The organism is Streptosporangium sp. OZ121, assembly GCF_051918885.1.
In the GTDB taxonomy this organism is placed as follows: Bacteria; Actinomycetota; Actinomycetes; order Streptosporangiales; family Streptosporangiaceae; genus Streptosporangium.
Genome location: NZ_JBPXMC010000035.1, coordinates 37,071 through 57,287, shown reverse-complemented (window position 1 = coordinate 57,287; position 20,217 = coordinate 37,071). Strand labels below are relative to the sequence as shown.

The window sequence follows — 20,217 nt, the reverse complement described above, 5'->3', positions numbered from 1 at the left end:
CGCTCACCTCGGATACGGCACCTGGGTCTGGGCGTTGAACTGCTCATAACGGGTGAGTTTCCCGGTGACGGTCCGAAGATCACGAATATCGATCACGTCGAGACCCTTCTGGGTGTCGGCGGCGTAGATGTAGCCGTTGTAGTAGTAGGCCGACCACGCCCCGCCGAGGATCAGCTGCGTCTCCGACAGCGGTCCCCGGTCGAAATAGGCGATCTCATGGGGTCTGCGAGCATCGGTGAAATCCCAGACGGACACCCCTCCCTGGTACCAGGCCTGGACCATGATGTCGCGGCCCCAAGCGGGGATGAGCGCGCCGTAGTGGGCGACGCAGTTCTCGGTGGCCGTCTGGTGCCGCGGAATCTTGTAGTAGCTCTGCAGCTCCATCGTGCGGCGGCCACCCTTGCCGTTGATCTTGTAAATGGCGTTCGCCCCTCTTTGCGCGCCCACGCCCGGGGTGCAGGTGGCACCGAAGCCGCCGCCCAGCTCGTCGGTGAAGACGACCTTGTCGCCGTGGTTGCCGAACGTGGCCGAGTGCCAGAAGGCGAAGTTCTCGGTGTCGCGCTCCACGGTGATCACGTATGGCCGTTCGGGGTTGGAGATGTCGAGGAGGACGCCGTCGCCCATGCAGGCGCCCGCGGCCAGGTTCCTCGCGGGGTAGGCGGTCAGGTCATGGCAGCCCGTCGTCGGGTACCAGGTGCTGCCCGTGCCGCCGGGGTTTCCGCCCCCGGGGAACAGGACCGGCTCGGCCACGACGGCGGCGCGGCCCGGATCACGTAACGGCACCTTGACGATGGAGATCTTGTCGTGCGGTGGCCGGCAGTCCGGGAAGGAGGGGTCGGGCAGGTAGGAGGAGATGTAGACGTAGACCACGCCGCGGTTGGCGCCCTTGCCCGGCACCAGCGTGTGCGTGTGCGACCCGCACGAGGTCTCCACCGACGTCACATACCTCGGCCGTGACATGTCGCTGATGTCGAAGATCTTTATGCCCTCCCAGGCGTCCTTCTCCGTCGCCGGCCTGGGGACGCTCTGGCAGGAATCGTCGCTGCGGGATTCGTCCGTCGACAAGAAGAGCAGGTCACCGGCGACCGAGACGTCGTTCTGCGCTCCCGGACAGACCACCTGGGTGACGATCCGGGGGGAGCGGGGGTTGCCGATGTCGTAGACGGTGAACCCGCCGAAGTTCCCGGCGATGGCGTGCCTGCCGGAGAAGGCGAGGTCGGTGGTGGGAGAGAGCATCCCGTCGAACGGCGGTTGCTTGGCGAGGTTGGCCACGTGCTTGACGTTCCCGCTGTGCACGACGGTGTCGTCCGCCGCCGTCCGCGCCGCCGAGACGGCCGTGGTCGTCGTCGCCGCGGTGGCGCCGCCGAGCGCGAGCAGGGTGGCCGAGGCGAGCACCACCATGGTCCGGACGCGCCCGCGCCGCGGCGCGCCGAGGGGCCGCCCGTCCGTGTCAGGGGGATTGGGGTCCTTCCTGGATCTCATCTGTCCAGTGGATTACTTTATAAAAATATAGTCAATGGGTTGACGGTGATATCGCATCCGGTTCATCCTGCGGGTGTCCGCACGCCGATGTGACGCGAAAAGAGGCCTCAATGGGGATCTCGGGAGGAAGCAACTGACAGTTGACGCTTTCGGAAGACATGGCTAACGTTTAAATCCGTACAGCGACCTGCAGATCTCGGCCTGTGGCGTCCGCCGACGGGCGGAACAGCCGGATCCGGAGGTCTGCGGCGTCGGGGGGCGCTGCTCGCACCGCCAATATCGTTGGTTGGAGTAGCCATGACCGTCAGTGACAATTCCCCGCCCGCCTACTCACCGGCGCGGCAGCGATGGACTTTGATCCTTGCGTCCTTCGCCTCGTTCATGGTCGGCCTGGACGTGCTGGTCGTCACGACCGCGCTGCCGACCCTGCACGAAGAGCTCGGAGCCGGCGTCGCCGGCCTGGGCTGGACCGTGAACGCCTACGAACTCGGCTTCGCGGCACTCATCCTCACCGGCGCGGCCCTGGGCGATCGGTTCGGCCGCCGCAAACTGTTCGTCATCGGCGTTGGCATCTTCACGCTCAGTTCGGCCCTGTGCGCGCTGAGCACCTCGATCGAGACACTGATCGCGGCCAGGGCGCTGCAGGGAATAGGCGGCGGCATCGCGATCGCCCTGGCGCTGGCGGTCATCACCGACGCCACCCCGCCGCAGGAACGCGGAGCCGCCTTCGGCATCTGGGGCGCCATCTCCGGCGTCGCGGTCGCCGCGGGCCCGCTCATCGGCGGCGCCATCATCCAGGGCTTCGCCTGGCAGTGGATCTTCTGGCTCAATGTCCCGGTCGGTGTGGCCCTGATCGCCCTGAGCCTCATGAAGATCGCAGAAACCCGGGGAGTGGCGTCGAGAATCGACCTGCTCGGCCTGATCCTGTCCACGGCGGGCGTCTTCGCCATCGCCCAGGCCATCATCCGCGGCGGAGAGGCCGGCTGGACCTCACCCACCGTGCTCGGCGGCATCGTCGGCGGAATCCTCGTGCTGGCATTGTTCGTCTTCTGGGAGACCAGGACGTCAAGCCCCATGATGCCGGTGAGCATGTTCCGCAACCTCAGTTTCACCGGCGGATGCCTGACCAGTTTCGTGCTGGCCGCCGCGCTGTACGGCAACGGCTTCGTCTTCGCCCAGTACCTGCAACTGGCCGAGAACAACGACCCGCTGGGCGTGGGCATCCGCATGCTGCCGTGGGTCGGGCTCGCCCTGTTCATCTCGCCCGTCGCCGGGAAGATGGCCGACAGCATGGGGGAGCGGCCCCTGGTCATCGTGGGGCTGCTGCTGCACGGTGTCGGATTCCTCGCGATCGCGTTGATGGCCTCCGCCGGGATGGGCTACGGGCCCATGATCGCCCCTCTGCTGCTGGCCGGTGTCGGGGTCTCCATCGCGTTCCCGACGGTGGCCTCGGCGGTCATGCGCTCGGTCAACCCGATGCAGGTCGGAGTCGCCGCCGGAGTGAGCAACACCATCCGCCAGGTGGGCGCGGTGTTCGGAGTCGCCGCGGTGGCCGCGGTCTTCACCAGCGCCGGCGGCTACGGCTCGAAGGAGCAGTTCGTCGCCGGATTCACCCCGGCGACCATCGTCCTGGCCGTCGTCACCTTCGCCGGGGTGGCGGCCGCGCTGATCATTCGTCGCCCCGACCCCGAGACCGCCGCCGCGCCGATGTCGCCCGACATGCAGCCAGGCCCCGCCTCGCCCTGAACCCCCTCACCTCCCGGCCGAGCCGCCCCCTCACCGGGAACCCGACCCCCCAGGAAATCGCAGCACACCACATCACACGAAAGGAAAGTCAATGGGAAAGCCCGTTGCCTGGTTCGACATCGCGGCGAAGGACTCCGCCAAGTCCCGCGCGTTCTACTCCGAGGTGTTCGGATGGAAGATCGACTTCGATGCCGACATGAACTACGGAATGATCGACCCCGGCGCCTCCGAGGGCATCCCCGGCGGCATCGGAGAAGCCGGTGAGCACACCCCCGCCGGTGTCGTGATGTACGTCGTCGTCGACGACGCAGAGGAGACCCTCAAGCAGATCGACTCGCTCGGCGGCGAGAAGGAGACGCCGCCCTACGACATTCCCGGCATCGGGAAGATGGCCGTCTTCCGTGACCCCGACGGCAACCGCATCGGTCTGTGGCAGCGCTGAGCAAGCGCCGCCATGCACCCCGGTGAGATGCGATCCGTGAACACGGACGAGGAACTGGACGCCGTCCTTCGAGCGATCGCCGAACCCCACCGGCGGGCGATCCTCACCCTCATCGCATCCACCGAGCTGCCGGCCGGGCAGATCGCCGAACACTTCGAGGTCACCCGGTCGGCGGTTTCCCAGCATCTGAAGGTGCTCAAGGAAGCCGGTCTGATCACCGAGCGTCGTGAGGGCACCCGCCGGCTGTACCGTGCCAGCGAGGCGACCCTGGCCAGGGTCCGCCTGTTCCTGCAGGAACTGTGGCACGCCGGCTTCGACGTGGCCCGCCAGGCGGCCGAGGACGCGGCGCGAAAAAAAAATGACTCCGTGACGTCGTCCGGCTTCTCGTGCCCGCGACGTCTTCGCCGTCACACCCGCCGCACATCCTGTACGGCGACGAACAGCTCAAAGCCCTCCGGCGTCTCGCCAACCGCGTCCGCCGGAAACCGGCCTCCGTTGCCATGCCGCTTCAGCGGAACCGAGCGAGGAGCGGAAGATGGTGGACCGACTCAGCGATCTTGCACGGCAGGTGGTCGTCCTGGCCCAGGAAGAGGCCAGGATGTTCAACCACAACTCCGTCGGCACCGAACACCTCCTCCTCGGCCTGGTCCAGACCGACGGGCTGGCCGGCGCGCTGCTCAAGGAATTCGACATCGAGCTCGACAGCGTGCACCAGCAGGTGGAGAAAATCGTCGGGGCGGGCCAGCAGTTCACCGCCGGACACATCCCGATGAGCGACGGTGCGGCCAAGCTGTTCGAACGCTCGCTCACCGAGGCCAGGCGGCTGGGGCGCGACCACATCGACACCGAGCACATCCTGCTGGGCATGGTCGCCGTGCAGGACGACCCGGCCGTCAAGGTCCTGGCGAACCTGGGAGCCGACGCCGCCCGGGTGCGCGAACGCATCCTGGAGTTGCTCGACCAGGTTCCGCAACCGATCCGCCTGGCCGCGGGGCCGGTGCGCTCAGCCGATCTGCTGCTCGAACGCTTCGGGCGCAACCTGACCGACGCGGCCCGCAACGGGGACCTGGATCCGGTGATCGGGCGGGAAAAGGAACTCCAGCGTCTCATCCAGGTTCTCTGCCGCCGCACGAAGAACAACCCGCTGCTGGTCGGGGAGCCCGGCGTCGGCAAGAGCGCTCTGGTCGAGGGCCTGGCACAAAGGATCGTCAGCGGGCAGGTGCCCGACGTCCTGGACGGCAAGCGCCTGTACACGCTGGAACTGGGCGCCCTGGTGGCCGGTGCGCGCTATCGCGGCGAGTTCGAGGAGCGCCTGAAGACCGTGGTCACCGAGATCCAGGCCGACGGTGGCATCGTCTTGTTCGTCGACGAGTTGCACACCCTCCTGGGAGCCGGCGCGCCCGAGGGAACGATCGACGCCGCCTCGATCCTGAAACCCCTGCTGGCCCGAGGCGAGCTGCGCACGATCGGTGCCACCACACCCCAGGACTACCGCAGACACCTGGGCGGAGACGCGGCCCTGGCCCGCAGGTTCCAGGCCGTCCAGGTGGAACCACCCGACGCCGCCGCCACCGTCGAGATCCTCAAGGCGTTGCGCGAACGCTACGAGACGCATCATCGGGTGTCGATCACCGACGAGGCCGTGCTCACCGCGGTACGCCTGACGGATCGTCATCTTCCCAGCCGTTTCCTGCCCGACAAGGCCGTCGACGCGATGGACGAGGCGGCGGCACTGACCCGGATCCGAGCGCTCGCCCTGCCCGACGCGGAAAGGACGGCACAGGTCACCGGTGAACTCGTCGCCGAGGTGGTGGCCGCGATGACCGGTATCCCGCTGACGCAGGTCTCCACGGGAGAGACGACGCGGCTGCTGGCGATGGAGATCGAGCTTCGCAAGCGCGTGGTCGGCCAGGACGCCGCGATCGCGGTCCTGGCACGCGCTGTCCGGCGCGCCAGGACAGGAGTGGGGGATCGGGGCCGCCCCAGCGGTTCGTTCGTCTTCGCGGGCCCCACCGGAGTGGGCAAGACCGAACTCGCCAAGGCGCTGGCCGCGTTCCTCTCCGGCCGCGACGACGCGCTCATCCAGCTGGACATGAGCGAGTACATGGAAAAGCACTCCGTCTCCAAGATGTTCGGTGCGCCGCCGGGTTATGTTGGCTACGAAGATGGAGGCCGGCTTACCGAGCGTGTTCGACGGCGCCCCTTCTCGGTGGTGCTGTTCGACGAGATCGAAAAGGCTCACCCCGATGTTCTCGACATGCTTCTACAAGTCCTGGAGGATGGCCGGCTCACCGACGGCCAAGGCCGGCAGATCGATTTCACCAACACCGTGGTCATCATGACGACCAACCTGGGGGCCGGAAACCTCGCCTGGAACCTGCCCTCCGGTTTCACCGATCCCGGCGACGACAGTCTCGGTGCCGAGCACGTGCGGTCCAGGGTCGAAGACGAACTCCGAGATCATCTGCGACCCGAATTCCTCAACCGGGTGGACGACGTCGTCGTGTTCGGCCATTTGACACCGGACGACCTGCTGGAGATCGTCGATCTGACCGTCGCCCGCCTGTCCGAGCGTCTGAGCGGCAACAGAGCCATCACCCTGGAGGTGAGGCCGGACGCCAGACACCTGCTGGCCCACCTCGGCCACGACCCGGCACAGGGCGCCCGCCTCCTGCGACGAGTCGTCCGGCAACTACTCGACGACCCCCTGTCCGCCCTGATCCTCAGCGGGCGGCTCCACGCCGGGCAGAGCGTCGTCGCCAGCGCCGAGGCAGCCGGATCCGCCGCGCTCACCCTCACGCCAGGACCCTCGACCGATCACGATCCGTCTCGAACCGAAAGTGGTGATGTCCGTGTCTTCTGATCACATGACTGCCTTGGACGCCGCGATCGAATCCACGATCGCTCCGGCCGCAGCGGAGACCGACCGCCTTGGAACGTTTCCGCGCACCGGCGTCGACGCGCTCGCCCAGGCCGGCCTGCTGGGCCTCACAAGCGCCAAGGAACTCGGCGGCGGCGGCCAGGGCCTGTCCGAGGCCGCGAAGGTGATCGAAAGGCTTGGCGGGACGTGCGGGTCGACCGCGATGGTCGTGCTGATGCACTACGCCGCGACGGCGCTGATCGAGGCCTACGGCAGCGAGAAGGTCCGCGCGGAGATCGCCCGCAACGAGCACCTCACCACACTCGCCTTCTCCGAGGTCGGCTCCCGAAGCCACTTCTGGGCCCCCCTCGGCACGGCCTCCTCCGGCGACGGCGGCATCCGGCTCGACTCCAAGAAGAGCTGGGTCACCGCCGCGGCCGAGGCGGACAGCTACGTGTGGTCGACCCGCCCGCTGGAGGCCGAGGGCCCCATGACGATCTGGCTGGTGCGCAGCGACGCGACCGGCCTGCACACCCGCGGGCCGTTCGACGGATTCGGACTGCGCGGAAACGCCTCCAGCCCCATCACCGGTGAGAACGTCACCGTCGACCGGGACGCCATGCTCGGCGCGGACGGCTCGGGCCTGGACATCGCGCTCCAGACCGCGCTGCCGTACTTCCTCGTCCTGAACGCGGCGTTCTCCCTCGGGCTCATGGAGGCACTGGTCGCCAAGGCACACGACCACCTGCTGGGCACCAGGCTCGACCACCTCGACCAGACGCTCGCCGAGCAGCCGCTGCAGCGAGCCCGATTCGCGCAACTGCACACCCGCACCGATGAAGTCCGCGCCTTCCTTGCCGATACTCTCACCGCCCTGGAGACCGGCCGCGCGGACGCCACCTTGCGCGTCCTGCAGGTCAAAGCGGTCTCGGCCGAGGCCGCGGCGGAGGTCGCCGACGGTGTGATGCGGCTGTGCGGAGGATCGGCCTTCCGCAAGGAGACGGGGGTGGAGCGATTGTTCCGCGACGCGCTCGCCGCACGCGTGATGGCCCCCACGACCGACGCCCTGCACGACTTCGTCGGCCGGGCCACCCTCGGTATGCCGCTCTTTTAGGAGGATTCACGATGACGCTGCTCATGGGTGCGGTCGCCTACGACCCGAAGGTGGTGACGATCTGGGGCGGGTTCAGGTCGTGGCTGCTCGACCAGGGATTCGCCTTCGACTTTGTCCTCTACTCCCACTACGAGCGCCAGGCCGAAGACCTCGTGGAGGGGCGCATCGACGCGGCCTGGAACTCCCCGCTGGCCTGGATCCGTGCCCGGCGCCTGGCCGAGGCCCGCCGGCGCCGGCTCACCCCCCTGGTCATGCGCGACACCGACCGGGACCTCACTTCGGTGATCGTGGTCCGCGCGGACTCCCCTTACAAGGACCTGGCCGATCTGAAGGGGGAGACCGTCGCAGTCGGCGCCGTGGACTCCCCGCAGGCCACCCTGATCCCCTCCTCGTTCCTGGCCGGGCGCGGCCTGCGACCGGGGATCGATGTGCCGATCCGCCGGTTCGACGTCGGTGTGGGCCTGCACGGCGACCACATCGGCGGCGAGCGGGACGCCGCCCGCGCTCTCGCGGCCGGCACGGTGGCCGCCGCATGCATGATCGACTCCAACCACCTGCTGTTCGGCCGTGAGGGCACCCTCGCCGCGGGCAGCACCCGTGTCCTCGCCCAGACCCCGCCCTTCGACCACTGCAACATGAGCGTCGGCGACCACGTGCCCGCGCAGGTCACCCAGACCTTCGGTGATCTCCTGCTGTCCATGTCCTACGCCGACCCTCGGGTACGCCCCCTGTTCGACCTCGAAGGACTCACCGTGTGGCAGCCCGGCAGAACGAGCGGATACGCCGCGTTGGAGGCCGCGGTCGACGAGACGGGCTTCTACGACGCGTCCGGGGCCGTCACGGCGGACGGATACACGCCATGACCGGCCCGCCGCCCCTGCTCGACCTTCGAGACCTCAGCTTCGAGCGCGGCGCTCACCTGCTGGTGCAACGGGCGCTGCGCGACCTGGAACCCGGAGACGAGCTGGCGGTGACCGGCCACGACGCCGCGCTCGTCGTCCATCTCGAGGCCTGGTGCCGGGGCAGAGGACACCGCGTGCACCTCGTCGAGGACGCCGACGACGAGGTGCGGGCCCGGGTGGTGCGCGGCCGCACCGATCTCGACCGGTGGGCACACGCCGAACGCGCCGGCGGCCCCGCTCCCGAGGGAATCGTCGCCGACCCTCCGCGGCACTGGGGCCTGGCGGCGCGCGGAGCACTCGTCGAACCCGGCGGCCCGGAGCTTCCCGTCGACCTGATCCACCGGGACCTGGTCTGGTCCACGATCGCACCCAGCCTGTACGCGCACGCGGCCGCCGCCCAGTGGGATCCGGCCACGGCCGTGGCGTGGGACGCGGAGTTCAGCCTGTCCGACGAGATCGAACGGGCCGTGGTGCAGGTGATGACCTTCCTGGTGGAGAACGAGCAAGCGGCTCTGGTCGTCCCGGCCCGGCTGCTGGCCCGCGTCCACCCGCATTTCAAGGAGGTCCTGCAGCTCCTGGCCGTCCAGGCGGCCGACGAGGCCCGGCACGTCGAGGTCTTCACCCGCCGGGCCCTGCTCACCGGCGGGGACATGGGCACCTCGTCGGTGAGCGGGCGAGAATCGCTGAACACCCTGCTCACCGAGCCGGACTTCTCCCTCGCGTCGTTCCTGCTGTCGGTGCTGGGAGAGGGAAGCTTCCTCAACCTGCTGACCTTTCTCGACCAGAACGCCCCCGATCCGGTGACACGCCAGGTCGCGAGGCTCGCCCGCCAGGACGAGGCGCGGCACGTCGCCTTCGGGGTGGCCCACCTGCAACACCAGTCGGCGATCGATCCGTCGCTGCGCGACCGGCTTCGCGCCGCCGTGGAGAGACGGCACGAGACCCTCGTCAGCAGCGCCGGGCTGAACCAGGACGTCTTCGACGCCCTGGTCACCCTGGCCGCCGGAGAATGGACGCCAGAAGCCGTCGAACGCGGGTACGCGAAGGTGTTGCGACTGCAGGCGGAGATGGACGAGGGACGCCGGCACCGCCTCGTGCGGCTGGGTTTCCCGCACGACGAGGCCACCGAGCTGTCCGCCCTGCACACCCGCAACTTCATGTGAGCCGGGGGTGCGGCGCCGCGTTGGAGCGGCCGGCGCCGCACCCCTCACCATCGGGTCAGCCCCGCTCGGAAAGCTGGCCCAGGGCGCTCAGACCAAGGGTGTTGACCATCCGCGCCACCCAGTTGAACTGGCACGCGGTCCAGACCGCCTCCAGGATCTGCTCGTCACTCCATCCCACCGCCCGGAGCCTGACGAAATCCTGCTCGAGGATCCGGTACGCCTCGTGCGTGATGCGATGAGCCAGCCGCAGGAGCTCACGGGTCGGCTCGGGAATCGCCATGTCGTCGATGTCGGCGACGGCAAGGCTCGCGGCAAGGCCGGGGTCGGCTCCGATCAGGTCCAGGAAGAGGACGTGGGCGTCGACGCAGTACCGGCACGCGACCTCCCGCGCGACGAAGGCGGCGATCAGCTCCTTGACGTCGCGATCCAGGACGCCCTCGTGGAAGACCGAACGGTATCCGTCCCAGAAGGCCCGCAGATAACTCGGGCGTGTGCTGACCAGCTTGAAGACGTCGGGGACCAGGCCGAAACCCAGCCGGTCCCGTATCTCCTCGTAGATCGCCGCCGTGTCTCCCGTCGCAGCCGCCTCGTGGATCACAGGCACTCGCACACCGGACGAATGTGTCACCATGCTCGCTCCCGATCCGCCTCTTGTCGTATGTTCCTATCTAGAAATAAAGTATAGAATTCAAGAGGAGGATCACAATGAGTCATGTGCGGAGAAACTACGGGCAGTACTGCGGCCTGGCCTCGGCTCTCGACATCGTGGGGGAGCGCTGGACGTTGCTCATCATCCGCGAGTTGCTGCTGGGCCCCCGGCGCTACAGCGAACTGGTCGCCGAGCTTCCCGGCATCGGCACCAACCTGCTCGCGGAACGTCTCAAATCCCTTACTGAGCAGGGAATCCTGGTGAAACCCACCTCCCGTGACCAGGGGTATGAGCTGACCGAGTCGGGCCGGCAGCTGCGCGAACCGGTGCTGATGCTGGCGCGCTGGGGGATGGCGTTCCTCGGCCCGCCCCAGGCCGACCAGGAGGTCCGGCCGCACTGGGGATTCCTCGCGGTGCAGGCGATGATCGACCCGGCGCGCGCGTCGGACATCGACGAGGTATACGAATTTCATGTGGACGACGTCACCTTCCACATCGCCGTCGAAGGAGGCGTCCCTCGCGCGACCGACGGAGCGCACGACGGCCCCTGCTCCATGGTGGCGCGTACCGACGCCAGAACCTTCGTGGAGATCGGATCCAAGCGGCTGACCCCCTTCGAGGCCCTGGCTTCGGGCAGGCTCATGCTGTCCGGCGATCCCGACGCGATCATGCGCTCCAGCTTCCTCCTGGGCCTCATGCCCGAGATGGACGCCGTCGCAGGCGCACGCTGACCCCTTCCCCTGATTTAAGAAACAATAGAATTTCGCGATACTTTCACGCTCCGTCATTGATCGCTCCCTCTATCTTTGAGTTGAATATGTGCTGACGAAGGTCTCTTTTCGATGATCCGACAACCGCTCACACCTCCCCTGGCAACAGAGCCTCTTTACGCTTGACTATATATCTCTAAAGCGTTCTACTTTGAGGTGTCGGGTACGACAACGCCCGTGGCGGCTCGCCCGAGAAGACGTCCCCTTTTCTGTGGCGTCTTCGCCTTTCACCGCTGGCCACGGCAGCGCCGAGGATCGTGCACCACCCCCAGAGGAGAGACAATGCCGCACATCGCCATGTCCCCCGAGCTGGCTCCCGGAACTCCCGGCCTGTTCCAGTACCGTCCCGAGACGGGGCGCCCGCTGGCCGAACTCGCCGAGGTGCTCCTGCGCAACCCGCACTCCCTGAGCCGAGGTGACCGCGAGCTGATCGCGGCCTACGTCTCGATGCTGAACGACTGCCACTTCTGCAGTTCCGCGCACACCGAGATCAGCGCCGCCCAGCAGAGCGGCGGCCGGGCGCTGGTGGACAAGGTCATCGACGACGCCGCCAGCGCGCCGATCTCCTCCAAGCTCAAGGCGCTCCTGGTCATCGCCGGCGCGACACAGCGCGGAGGTCAGGAGGTCACCGAGGAGATGGTGGAGACGGCCCGCCAGGCCGGCGCCACGGACACCGAGATCCACGACACGGTGCTCATCTCCGCGGCGTTCTGCATGTTCAACCGCTACTGCGACGGGCTGGCCGCCATCGTCCCCCAAGACCCCGCCGCCTATGTCGGGATGGCTCAGATGATCATCAACGACGGTTACCGGATGTGCGCCACCGGCCACTAGGGCCGGTCAGACGGCGGCCGCCCGGCTCACCGCGTGAGGTCGGGGCGGCCGCCATCGGTCACCAGAGTTTCGATGAGCACCTGGAAAGGCTGAGATGAGCGAATCAACTCGGCACAGCGTCCGCCTCACTTCTCTCTCACCCGGCGCCGGATGTGCCTGCAAGCTTCCTCAGGCCTCCCTCGAACAGCTCATGGGCGATCTCGGCCCGATCATCTCCACGTCCGGCACCGACCTGCTCGTCGGCCTGCCCGAAGGCGACGACGCCGCGGTCCTGCGGCTCAACGCGACACAGGCCCTGATCTTGACCACGGACTTCTTCACCCCCATCGTCGACGATGCCTACGACTGGGGTCGCATCGCCGCGGCGAACGCCCTGTCCGACGTCTACGCGATGGGCGGCCGGCCCCTCATCGCGCTCAACCTGGCCGCCTGGCCCGGCGATGACCTGCCGATCAGCATGCTGGCGCAGGTCATGCGCGGCGCCGCGGCGGTGGCGGCCGACGCGGGATGCACCGTCGTCGGCGGCCACACGATCGCCGATCCGGTGCCCAAGTACGGCATGGCGGTGGTGGGCATCGCCGACCCGGCACGCCTGTTCACCATCGACAACGCCAGGGCCGGCGACGAGCTGATCTTGACCAAGCCGCTGGGAACAGGGGTCGTCGTCACGGCGCTGAAGCACGACGCCGCCCACGCCGACACCGTCGAAAGCGCCGTGGCCTCCATGGCGGCGCTCAACGCGGCGGCGAGCGAGCTCGCGCTGGCGGCCGGGGTCCGAGCCGCCACCGACGTGACCGGATTCGGACTGCTCGGGCACCTGCGCAGGATGCTGAGAGCCAGCGGCGTCGCCGCGGAGGTGGACGCCCACCGAGTGCCCTTCCTGCCCGGGGCCTGCGAGCTGGCCGCCAAGGGATTCGTGTCAGGCGGTTCCCGGGCCAATATGAGCTATCTGGCGGACTGGGTGCGCACCGATCCGTCCGTCGAGGAGGAGATCTCGGTGCTCCTGCACGACGCGCAGACCTCCGGAGGCCTGCTCATCGCCGCGCCCGCACCCGCGGACGACCTGCTGGAGCGACTGCGGGCACAAGGGCTGCCCGCCGCGCCGATCGGGCGGGTGATCGCCGGGAACGCCGGACACATCACCGTGCGTGGCGGCCCCTCCTGACGATCCACGCGGGCCTCATGAACCATCCCCATATGCTGCGAGCTGGCCGGAGGTAAAGGCGATGAGTGGCGATCCGCGCCGTGCCCTGCCGAAGATGGACGTCGTCCTGGCGCATCCCCGGATCGCCGAGCAGATGAGCAGCTGGGGACGGCCGCTCATGACCGAGATGACCCGGCGGGCGCTGGAACAGGCCCGCCAAGGCGTCGCAGAGGGCCGGGCCCTGCCCTCGCTCGACGACATCGCGCGGACGGCGGCGAGATCCGTCGCCTCCCTCACGGCCGGTCGGCTGCGCGCCGTCATCAACGCGACCGGGGTCGTCCTGCACACCAACCTCGGGCGGGCGCCACTGTGCGCGGCGGCCAGGGAGGCCGTCAACACCGCGACCGGATACTCGACGGTGGAGTTCGACCTGCGGACCGGAGGGCGCGGCAGGCGGGGCGCCACCGCCAACGCCCTGCTGCGTGAACTCACCGGAGCGCCCGGCGCCCTCGCGGTCAACAACGCCGCGGCCGCCCTGTTCCTCGCCCTCGGCGTTCTGGCGCGCGATCGGGAGGTCCTCGTCTCCCGCGGCGAACTGGTGGAGATCGGGGGGGAGTTCCGTGTCCCCGCCATCATGGAGGCCGCGGGCGTGAAGCTCGTCGAGGTGGGCTCGACGAACCGCACCCACCTCGCCGACTACGCGAACGCGATCAGCGAACGAACGGCCCTGCTGATGGTGGTCCACCCCTCCAACTACCGCATCGAGGGATTCACCGCGCAGCCCTCCCTGACCGACCTCGTCCACCTGGCGAGGAAGGCCGGTATCCCGTTGCTGCACGACATCGGATCGGGACTTCTGCGCGGACACATGGGGGACGAGCCGACGCTGGAGGAGAGCCTGGCCGCTGGAGCCGATCTGGCGGTCTTCTCCGGTGACAAGCTCTTCGGCGGCCCCCAGGCGGGCCTCGTCGTGGGCCGGTCGGACCTGGTCGAGCGGTTGTCGCGCCATCCCATCGCGCGCGCGGTGCGTATCGACAAGCTGACCCTCGCCGCCCTGGAGGCGACGCTGCAGACACACCTGTCGGGCCGGCTGGAGGAACTCCCCGTGTGGCGGATGCTCACCCTGCCTCTGGGGGACGTCAGATCCCGCGCCGAACGCATGGTCCAGGCCCTGGGCGAAGCCGCCTCGCTGGGGGAGGGCGCCAGCGTGGCCGGTGGCGGCAGCCTTCCCGGTGAGGGCATGCCCAGCGTGCTCGTCCAGATCGATCCGCGGCCCGTGACCGAGACCGCGGTCATGGCCAGGCTGCGCGCCGAGGACCTGCCCGTCATCGCGCGAGCCGAGCGGGGACGTGTCGTGGTGGACCTTCGCACCGTCTTCCCCGATCAGGACGAGATCCTGCTGCGGAGCCTGCGACGCGCGATCGGGCACTGATCCGGACATCCGGTGTCGGTGACCGTATTGCGAGCGTGGCGGGCCTCGCCGTGGTCGGTGGGCTCGCGCGTTCGCGCGCCACGCGTCGGGGAGACGGCGGCATCCTCATCGAGGTGGCGGAAGGCGGAGAGGAACACACCCGGGCGAGCCTTCACCCACGATTGGGGTGCGGGCGATCGGTCAGCCCGGCGTGCGCGTTCTCATCTGACGTGTGCTCGTGTCCACCCGGACGGTGTGGCCGCGGCTGTCGAGGTACTCCAGCAGCGGGATGGCGACACGGCGGGAGGTGCCCAGGGCGCTCCTGGCCTCGCTCGCGGTGAACGGCTGCGGCAGCCGGCTCAGGATCTGCACGGCCTTGCCCTCCGCTTCGACGGGAAGGACCACACCTTCGGCCAGCCGGAGCAGGGCGCCTGCGCGCGCAGCGGTGATCACCGACTTCGAGGTGAAGCCCAGGTCGGCGAGATGAGCCGCGTCAGGGGCCTTGAAGGGGGCCGCCTCCAGCTCTTTTTCCAGACGGCGCACGGCCGCGGCGAGAGAGGCGGGCAGTGTGGGCGCGGCGGCGGGCCGGTGCACACGGCCGCCCTCCATCCGCAACGGAGGCCGTACGAGGGCCTCCACCAGGCGCCGGTCGGGCAGGTTCAGCAGCTGCCTGGCCGACTCGACCGGCAGGCCCGGAGCGAGGGAGTTGCGGTCGGCGTAGGCGTTGACCGTTTCGGAGAGCTCGCCGGCCAGGGAGTTCCAGCGGACCGGGTCGACCAGCCAGTCGCCGACCACGGGCCCGTCCTCGGGTTCGCAGCCCATGATGGCCAGCTCGGCTCGTTTCAGGAAACCGTGCCTGCGGAGCAGCGCGCCTCCGGTCGGCCGCTCGGGCCATCCGGCCAGCTCGCGGGCCGCGGCCGCGGCCGCGCCGCGGCGGTTGAGCGGCGGGGGCCGGACGTCCAGGACGGTCAGGCCCGCCATGCGGCGAGAGCCGGGGTCTCGCATGATCGCGCGATCTCCGACGTGCAACGGCAGCGGTGTGGTGAGCGTCAGCCGGGCGGTCTCGGCGCCGAGGCGTCGCAGGCGCACCGCGGTCGCGGCGGAGCCGATGTGCAGGATGGACTCTCTTCCGAGGTCGTCGGCGCCGGCGCCGCGCAGACGGACGTCGACGGTGCTCGTGGCGGTCCAGCGGTCCGGTGACACCAGCGCCATACCGCGTGCGACGTCCGTCAGCTCGGCCCCTTTGAGGTTCACCGCCACGCGGGCGACACCGGAGACCGAGGAGAGACGTTTCTTGAGCGATTCCAGGCCGCGGACCCGGACGCGACGCCCGGAGGGGGCCAGGATGAGCTCATCACCCACCGACACGGTACCGGCGGGCAGCGTGCCGGTGACGACCGTGCCCATTCCCCTGATGGTGAAGGCCCGGTCGATCCACAACCGGACAGGCTCATCGGCCCGCGCGGGGGGAAGCGCGGTGACGAGCCTGTCCAGCGCCTCGAGGAGGTCGTCGACGCCCTCTCCCGTCGTGCTGCTGACGGTGACGGCCTCGACCTGGCCCAGGCAGGTTTTGGCGATCTCCGAGGTCGCCTCCTCGACCGCGAGCAGGGGATCGGCGCGATCGCATCGGGTGACGACGAGCAGCCCGTGTCCCAGCCCCAGCGCGTCGATCACCGAAAGGTGTTCGGCCGACTGCGGCATCCAGCCCTCGTCCGCGGCGACCACCATCATGACGGCGGGAACCGGGCCCACACCGGCGAGCATGTTGGTCACGAAGCGCTCGTGGCCGGGAACGTCGACGAAGGCCAGTGGCCTGCCCGAGGGCAGTGTCCGCCAGGCGAAACCCAGGTCGATCGTGAGGCCTCGCCGGCGCTCCTCGGCCCAGCGGTCGGGCTCCATGCCGGTGAGGGCGCGTACGAGCGTCGACTTTCCGTGGTCTACGTGGCCTGCGGTCGCGACTACATGCATACGCGCTTTCCCATCGCTCAAGGAGTGACGCGACGATTTTTGGCGGAGGCGAACGGGAATCGAACCCGCCAGCGACGTTAACGCCGCCCATCGGTTTTGTAGACCGGGAGGGCCACCAGGCACCTAACGCCTCCAGCACCTAACTAATAATACCTGTAGCGTGCTGTCAACCGATCGAACACCGGAACTTCCTCGCCCTCTTTCCGTCTGGCTCTGATGTGGCTATTCAAAAGGAAGTTTGTGGAGAAGCGATCTACGGGCCTTCTGCGGAGAAATTTTCCCGGCCGAAGTGTTGACTATATGAAGTTAAAGTAATCAACTATGGGTGACGCCGATGCTCAGGGTCGCTGAGCGCGGCCCTCACCGGATCCGGCAGCTTGCGGCGGCATCCGGAGACTCCACTTCGAGAGGCGTCCTGATCAGCCGAGAACCCAGGTTGGGAGAAAGACATGACCATCGCGGACAGCCCCCTGTCGACGACATCCCCGGACGTTCGCCCCCTGCTCGCCGACTACCGCGAGCGGTTCGTCCCCGTGGCAGTGGACTACCTGGAAAGGAGGATCTCCGCGAATGAGCTGCGCCGGCTCTGGAAGCCGCACTACCTGGGCCCGTTCCACTCCTACGACCTCACGGTGGAGCGGTCCTGGCGGGAGGCGAGTGGCTCGAAGGGCGTGATGGAGTCGGGGGCTCCCACGGCCGATCCCAGCTTCGAGACGCCGCTCAAGCACTTCCCGGTGAGCATCGCCTACAACAACCTCGATCGGCTGATCGAGGTGCTCGCGATCGAACTGGGTGACCAGACGGTCGACAAGACCAAGGTCCGCGAGCGGACAGTCGACTTCGCGCACGTCATCGACTCGCTCGATGTCCTCATGGCGTCACTTGACAACTAGTGGGTGACGCCGGGCAACCACGCTCCATCGCTCTCACTCGAAAGGTTGAACTGTGAGCGAACCTCAGGGAATCCTCAGACAGCTCCTCGACAGGGGCGTCGCGTCGGGTATCGACGACGCGACGCTCTCGCCGGCGGAGGTTGTCAAGGGTCACGAGTCCGCGTGGGGAGGGCCGGGTAACCTCTACCCGATCCGCCCGTACACGCTGACACCGTCGGCCCTCGAGTCCTTCACCGTCCGCGAGCGCATTCACGTGCGCATCGACGGTCTCGGTGAGGACATCGTCGACCTCCACGGCATGGCGATCTATCGTCGCCACGACCCGCACGCGGCCGAGGGCGTCGCCCTCGACTGGGCCAGCTCGACGATCACCGCGCAGTTCCTGTCGCTTCAGGTGACGGGACACAGCGAGATCTTCGGTCAGGTCAAGGTCTCGAACTCGCCTGGCAAGGCGGAAGGAGCCCGGGTCAAGCCGAGTCCCGCCCCCGACGACGGCTCGGTGATGCCCATCAAGGACTGTATTACCATGATCTATCCTCGGTTCGAGGTAGAGCAGCTCGGCATGACCGTGGACACCGGCGACCAGGTGGTCCGTCTGGAGTCTCGGGTTGCGATGGTCCCGCCGATCGGGGACGTGTCGCGTACTTCCAAGCACTACACGCTGTACGACGGCGAAGGCCGTCGCGTAGGTGAGTTGATCGCCGCCGACATCGAGATCGGGAATCTTCTCCACCACATCCCGATCACGAGCGCGGTGGTTCCAGCCGAGCTCGCCAGAGTGCTCGCCTAGGAACTTAGGCGATGGATGACGTGCGTGTTGCCGGGCCGGCCCGAGCGAACTTTCGCGCGGGCCGGCTCGTGTCCTATGCCTTCAGCGTTGAGGCCACCATCGGGCAGAAACCGATGAGGTACCTGTTCGCGCGCCGTTTCTCCGGGCCCCCCGGCCGGGAGAGCGCGGCGACCGCGATCTTCGTGATGAAGCCGGAGGTTCTCTTCGGCACCTACGTATGGATCGACGAGGACCTCGCTCTGGCGACCTGCGCGGTCCAGACCTACCTGCCCACGATGAGGGAGCCGCTGCAGGTGGTGGACCGGCTCGTGTTCGACTGCCTGCCCCTCACCGAGATCGGATACGTGGACCTCATGGCCTGGCCGCATCCCGCCCTGCAACCGGTCGCCCCCGGCCTGTGCGCCGATCGGCTGCCGGACCTCCCGCCCGGGGTCGAGACGCGCTGCTTTTCTGGGCCGTCCTCGATGCCAGGGCTGCGTGTCAGCGAAGTCGTCGGCGCGCGCCACGGCATGGTGCTCGCGCGCACGGTACACGATGGCGCCCAGCAGGTCAGGCGCTGGGAACTCATCGAGCAGGGTGAGGCGGAAGAGGACCGTTTGCCCAGACGCATCAGGGTCTCGCGGTCACAGGGCGGTCACCGCAGCGATTTCGTCCGGACCAGTCCGGCGACGGCGATCCCCGCGGCGGACTTCGACATGAGCCCGCCGCTTCTTCGCGAGGCGGTCGCGCGCCGGCTGCGCGAGGAACGGGAGTGAGCATGCCGGCCCGGCCCTCGCCCGCACTGCTGCTGGGACGCGCCCTGCAGGTGGCCGTCCACGTCTTTCGCTTCCTGCTGCGGGTGCTCGGGGTGACCCTCACCTCGCCGGCGGCCTCCCGGCGCGAACGCGTCGCCACGGAGGTGGCCCACCTGGCCGAACGGCTGGGCGGGGCCTTCCTCAAGGCGGGCCAGCTCCTGGCGACCCGCGTCGACCTGGTGGGACACACCACGGCCGCCGCCCTCGGCCGGCTTCACGACAACGTGCGGCCGATGAGTGGCCGCCAGGCGCTGGGGGAGGCCCGCGCCGCCTTCGGCGCGCTGCCCGCGGGGTTCGACGAGGCCCTGCGCCGCCCGCCCGTGGCCAGCGGATCGATCGCCTGCGTCTACCGGTCAGAACGGGACGACGGGGAGGTAGCGATCAAGGTGCGTCGTCCTGACATCGCCCGGCGCTTCGCGGCCGACATCGCGATGTTCCGGCTGGCGGCCCGGCTTATCACCCGCCTCCCGCCTTTTCGGCGCGTGCCCATGGTCGACATCGTCACGCAGATCGGGGACTCGCTGGTCGGGCAGCTGGACTTCGTCAAGGAGGCCGACAACCTGCGTCGCCTGCGCGCCGACCTGAGCTCGTTGCCCGAGGTTGTGGTTCCCGCGACGCGCGAGGGCATGTGCGCCGGCGGGGTCATCACCATGGACTACATCAGCGGTCTCGACCGCCTGGCCGTCGACCGCCTGCCGCGGGAAACGCGGGAGGCCGGCGTGGTGATCCTGGTACAGGCCGTCTACCGGATGCTCTTCGTCGAGGGTTTTATCCACGTCGATCTGCATCAGGGAAACGTTTATTTTCAGGCCGACGGGAAATTGGTGATCCTTGACGCCGGATTCACGTTTCGGTTGAGCGATATGGCGAGAGGCAGGTTCACGCAATTCTTCGCCGGGATGATCCGGGGAGACGGAGAATCCTGCGCAGAGATCTTGCTGTCCACTGTCCGGAGTGTTGGGAAGGACGCCGACGTGGCCGCGTTCCGGCGCGACATCGCCGATCTGGTGGTGCGGAACGCCGGTGCGGTCGCCCGCGACTTCGACCTGGCCGCCTTCTCGGTCGACCTCTTCGATCTGCAGCGAAGGCACCGGCTCTTCGCGGAGCCGGAGTTCGTGTTCCCCCTGTTGTGCCTGCTCTCCCTTGAGGGGACGGTGCGCCGTCTCCACCCCATGATGGACTTTCAGCTTGAGGCCGCGCCGCACGTCATGCACGGTTTGCTGGTCAATTCCATAATGCCGTTCGACTGAGGACC

The 20,217-nt window shown here is 68.4% G+C and carries 17 protein-coding genes, 1 tRNA gene and 1 pseudogene; 15 read left to right on the top strand and 4 right to left on the bottom strand.

From position 1 onward, the window contains the following. Positions 1-3: 3 nt before the first annotated feature. The gene (locus ACTOQ1_RS37585; protein WP_440072816.1) at positions 4-1,482 is read right to left on the bottom strand and encodes an LVIVD repeat-containing protein; all 1,479 of its coding nucleotides are present in this window, start codon (positions 1,480-1,482) and stop codon (positions 4-6) included. Positions 1,483-1,779: 297 nt separating this feature from the next. Here ACTOQ1_RS37585 and ACTOQ1_RS37580 point away from each other — a divergent pair, with 297 nt between their 5' ends. From ACTOQ1_RS37580 to ACTOQ1_RS37550, 7 genes and pseudogenes are all read left to right on the top strand, one after another. Then, entirely contained in the window at positions 1,780-3,228 is a 1,449-nt protein-coding gene (locus ACTOQ1_RS37580) for a DHA2 family efflux MFS transporter permease subunit (protein WP_440072815.1), read from the top strand. 91 nt (positions 3,229-3,319) lie between these two features. Further along, positions 3,320-3,670 (top strand): VOC family protein, encoded by a 351-nt coding sequence (locus ACTOQ1_RS37575; protein WP_440072813.1) that lies wholly within the window; start codon positions 3,320-3,322, stop codon positions 3,668-3,670. 12 nt (positions 3,671-3,682) lie between these two features. Further along, a pseudogene (locus tag ACTOQ1_RS37570) lies at positions 3,683-3,934 on the top strand (ArsR/SmtB family transcription factor); the annotation flags it as partial. Between the two features lie 271 nt (positions 3,935-4,205). Next, the gene (locus tag ACTOQ1_RS37565) at positions 4,206-6,533 is read left to right on the top strand and encodes an ATP-dependent Clp protease ATP-binding subunit (protein WP_440072812.1); all 2,328 of its coding nucleotides are present in this window, start codon (positions 4,206-4,208) and stop codon (positions 6,531-6,533) included. A gap of 4 nt (positions 6,534-6,537) precedes the next feature. Further along, positions 6,538-7,644, top strand: a complete 1,107-nt coding sequence (locus ACTOQ1_RS37560) for an acyl-CoA dehydrogenase family protein (RefSeq protein WP_440072811.1) — start codon at positions 6,538-6,540, stop codon at positions 7,642-7,644. Between the two features lie 11 nt (positions 7,645-7,655). Further along, on the top strand, positions 7,656-8,507 hold the full coding sequence (locus ACTOQ1_RS37555; RefSeq protein WP_440072809.1) for a phosphate/phosphite/phosphonate ABC transporter substrate-binding protein: 852 nt from the start codon (positions 7,656-7,658) through the stop codon (positions 8,505-8,507). Then, positions 8,504-9,709 carry a sulfurtransferase TusA family protein gene (locus ACTOQ1_RS37550; protein WP_440072808.1) on the top strand — a complete coding sequence of 402 codons (1,206 nt, stop codon included), beginning with the start codon at positions 8,504-8,506 and terminating at the stop codon, positions 9,707-9,709. The genes ACTOQ1_RS37555 and ACTOQ1_RS37550 overlap by 4 nt, the downstream gene beginning before the upstream one ends. Before the next feature lie 55 nt (positions 9,710-9,764). Here the strand turns inward: ACTOQ1_RS37550 and ACTOQ1_RS37545 are convergent, their stop codons facing one another. Further along, the gene (locus tag ACTOQ1_RS37545) at positions 9,765-10,319 is read right to left on the bottom strand and encodes a peroxidase-related enzyme (protein WP_440072806.1); all 555 of its coding nucleotides are present in this window, start codon (positions 10,317-10,319) and stop codon (positions 9,765-9,767) included. A gap of 95 nt (positions 10,320-10,414) precedes the next feature. Here ACTOQ1_RS37545 and ACTOQ1_RS37540 point away from each other — a divergent pair, with 95 nt between their 5' ends. The 4 genes from ACTOQ1_RS37540 (at position 10,415) to selA (ending at position 14,538) form a co-directional block, all read left to right on the top strand. Then, complete coding sequence (locus ACTOQ1_RS37540) at positions 10,415-11,089, top strand: winged helix-turn-helix transcriptional regulator (RefSeq protein WP_440072805.1); 675 nt, start codon at positions 10,415-10,417, stop codon at positions 11,087-11,089. A gap of 321 nt (positions 11,090-11,410) precedes the next feature. Further along, a complete protein-coding gene (locus tag ACTOQ1_RS37535) occupies positions 11,411-11,962 on the top strand; it encodes a carboxymuconolactone decarboxylase family protein (RefSeq protein WP_440072803.1) in 552 nt (183 codons plus the stop codon). A 94-nt stretch (positions 11,963-12,056) separates the two neighbouring features. Continuing rightward, on the top strand, positions 12,057-13,127 hold the full coding sequence (selD, locus tag ACTOQ1_RS37530) for a selenide, water dikinase SelD (protein WP_440072801.1): 1,071 nt from the start codon (positions 12,057-12,059) through the stop codon (positions 13,125-13,127). A gap of 61 nt (positions 13,128-13,188) precedes the next feature. Then, positions 13,189-14,538, top strand: a complete 1,350-nt coding sequence (gene selA, locus ACTOQ1_RS37525) for an L-seryl-tRNA(Sec) selenium transferase (protein ID WP_440072800.1) — start codon at positions 13,189-13,191, stop codon at positions 14,536-14,538. 180 nt (positions 14,539-14,718) lie between these two features. Here selA and selB read toward each other — a convergent pair whose 3' ends face one another. Continuing rightward, on the bottom strand, positions 14,719-16,485 hold the full coding sequence (gene selB / locus ACTOQ1_RS37520) for a selenocysteine-specific translation elongation factor (protein WP_440072798.1): 1,767 nt from the start codon (positions 16,483-16,485) through the stop codon (positions 14,719-14,721). Positions 16,486-16,525: 40 nt separating this feature from the next. Further along, positions 16,526-16,619: transfer RNA gene (locus ACTOQ1_RS37515), tRNA-OTHER, on the bottom strand. 315 nt (positions 16,620-16,934) lie between these two features. Between ACTOQ1_RS37515 and ACTOQ1_RS37510 the strand changes: the two genes are divergently transcribed. Genes ACTOQ1_RS37510 through ACTOQ1_RS37495 form a run of 4 tightly spaced genes read left to right on the top strand, consistent with a single transcriptional unit; the run spans position 16,935 to position 20,212 of the window. After that, positions 16,935-17,378, top strand: a complete 444-nt coding sequence (locus ACTOQ1_RS37510; RefSeq protein ID WP_440072797.1) for a hypothetical protein — start codon at positions 16,935-16,937, stop codon at positions 17,376-17,378. A gap of 52 nt (positions 17,379-17,430) precedes the next feature. Continuing rightward, entirely contained in the window at positions 17,431-18,168 is a 738-nt protein-coding gene (locus ACTOQ1_RS37505; RefSeq protein WP_440072795.1) for a DUF6073 family protein, read from the top strand. 11 nt (positions 18,169-18,179) lie between these two features. After that, positions 18,180-18,923 (top strand): hypothetical protein, encoded by a 744-nt coding sequence (locus ACTOQ1_RS37500; protein WP_440072794.1) that lies wholly within the window; start codon positions 18,180-18,182, stop codon positions 18,921-18,923. A 50-nt stretch (positions 18,924-18,973) separates the two neighbouring features. Continuing rightward, a complete protein-coding gene (locus ACTOQ1_RS37495; protein WP_440072792.1) occupies positions 18,974-20,212 on the top strand; it encodes an ABC1 kinase family protein in 1,239 nt (412 codons plus the stop codon). Positions 20,213-20,217 lie beyond the last annotated feature (5 nt).